The sequence below is a fragment of the Microcystis sp. LEGE 08355 genome (assembly GCF_015207185.1).
Classification (GTDB): domain Bacteria; phylum Cyanobacteriota; class Cyanobacteriia; order Cyanobacteriales; family Microcystaceae; genus Microcystis; species Microcystis panniformis.
This window is the reverse complement of sequence record NZ_JADEXI010000725.1, coordinates 1-2,043: the sequence shown is the minus strand read 5'-3', so window position 1 is coordinate 2,043 and position 2,043 is coordinate 1. Positions and strand designations below refer to the sequence as shown.

Here is a 2,043-nt window from a genome sequence, read left to right as displayed (position 1 = left end):
GGTTCGATCCCCCCTGCCCCCCTTGATAAGGGGGGCATCTGAAAGTTTTTAACACCTGCCTACTTAGGCGCATTAAAACAATTCGGTGGAGTCAAGAAAAAAATAGGCAACTTCAAGCAGGATAAGGACTAAAGTTTCCTCGGAACTCTTTCTTAAGACTATCATCCCTTCTAGAAAAGCAACTAAAAAATATCTCGGAGATAAAAATAATCATGACTAAGTTAACTCCTGAAGAAAAAGATATCCTCGAATCCTATAACAATGATGAGTGGGTTTCTGTGGCAACGCCGGCTAGAATGGCTGAGTTGAAGTCCTATGCTAAGGAGACGCTGACTCAAGATAAAAAAATTACTTTACTTCTGTCTTCCCTAGATTTGGAAGCGCTTCAAGCTAAGGCAATAGAGGAAGGTATTCCCTATCAAACACTTATCTCTAGCATTCTACACAAATATGTTACTGGTCGCCTCGTGGAAAGTTCGAGTTAGTTTTTGTTGTTGGTAAAATGAATCTTCCCAACTTAATAAGGGGAGTGTTGCTGAAGATAGATGTTTTTTACTTCCCGGTGATGGGAATCCTGAGAATCTATCAGTGCAACAATGAATCCTGTATCAGCAAGAGAATTCATTCTTTCCATGTCCATCCCGATCGAGGTTTAATGGCTGTTTCTAAAATTTCTTCCGCTCGCTCCGAAAAATTAGGAATTACACCAGAACACATTCCTATAATTGGATCATCTTCTAAATAAGTGTTTGTTGAAGCTGGAGATTCTAGGGCAGAATCTATATTTTTTGAGGTTTCTGGTAAATGGCTTTCTAAACTTTCGATCAGCTTTTCTACAACGAGAAGTTTTTCAAAACTCAGCCGATCAATTTGGTTGATTAGTTTTTGCCGCAATTCGATCGATGTCATTGTCCTGTCTCCTGTTTTTTTAAGATGAGAAAAGGCAACACCCCCCTTATCAAGGGGGGCAGGGGGGATCGAACCTTATCAAGGAAGGCAGGGGGATCGAACCTAAAATCCATTTTTAATTTAATTATAACCAACTACTTAGGGCTTGCTGAATAAATGTGAAATGTAGGCAAAGTAAGGGTTTTGGGGCTTTTCTCGCTCCCACAGGTGCAAGATTTTGAGAGAATCGTCGTTCAAAACCTCGCGTCTTCATCGGCCCGCATCCTGTAGGGGCGAAGCATTCGGGCAATAACCTATCGGTGAAACCGGAGATTTTCTATCCGAATGCTTCGCCCGTACTTTTTCAGCAAGCCCTACTTAAGTTCTATAAATGAACAAAATTTAATTTTTTGCTTAATTCAATATTAATCCGGGATGACCACAGTTCGATAAACTCACTGACCGCAGTTCGCCCCTACAAAATCGACGGCCCTTTGGGCGGGAAAAAAAGAGAAAAAGGGTTACAAAGTCCCCCCAGCACCCCACACCACCCGAAAACCGTAGTCGAAGTAGTCGTTGCGGCGGCTGCTGTCGTAGCGGCAAGCGGAACGGCAGAGACTTGGATTGTCGTACCAAGAACTGCCCCGCAACGGAGAAGGATTATCATTCCCATTTTCCATCCAAGCACTGCCATCCGTCGGCGCACCATCATAGTTATCGTGCCAGGTATCGGCACACCATTCCCAAACGTTTCCGTGCATATCGTACAACCCAAAGGCGTTAGCTACCTGAAAATAGCCCACTGGGGTTGTTTTACGTCGATATCTTCCTGTGGGTTCATCGGCATAGGTTTCAGTACCTCGATAGTTAGCTAAATCTGCCGTTATCGTTTCCCCAAAGTGAAAGGCGGTTGTTGTCCCCGCTCTACAGGCATATTCCCATTCTGCCTCACTCGGTAGCCGATACTCCCGTTTTGTTTCCCTTGATAGTCGTTTACAAAATTCCGTTGCTTCATACCAGTTGACGCTTTCTACGGGTAGCTCATCCCCTTTGAAGCGAGAGGGGTTTGTCTTCAGGTCGATGTCTATTTTAGCGGTTGCGGCGATAGCTTGCCACTGTGCTTGGGTGATAGGATAACGCCCCATGTAGAAATCT

Annotated in this window: 3 protein-coding genes; 1 reads left to right on the top strand and 2 read right to left on the bottom strand. The window is 44.2% G+C overall.

From position 1 onward, the window contains the following. Window positions 1–212: 212 nt before the first annotated feature. Window positions 213–485 (top strand): hypothetical protein, encoded by a 273-nt coding sequence (locus IQ242_RS23360; RefSeq protein ID WP_002791728.1) that lies wholly within the window; start codon window positions 213–215, stop codon window positions 483–485. 136 nt (window positions 486–621) lie between these two features. On the opposite strand, the gene IQ242_RS23355 is transcribed toward IQ242_RS23360, so the two are convergent. Together IQ242_RS23355 and IQ242_RS23350 are read right to left on the bottom strand one after the other, a co-directional pair. Then, window positions 622–909, bottom strand: coding sequence for a hypothetical protein (locus IQ242_RS23355; RefSeq protein WP_052277851.1), 288 nt, complete (start codon window positions 907–909; stop codon window positions 622–624). Between the two features lie 500 nt (window positions 910–1,409). Next, window positions 1,410–2,043: formylglycine-generating enzyme family protein (locus IQ242_RS23350; protein ID WP_193961598.1), on the bottom strand; the 634-nt coding region annotated here is incomplete at its 5' end.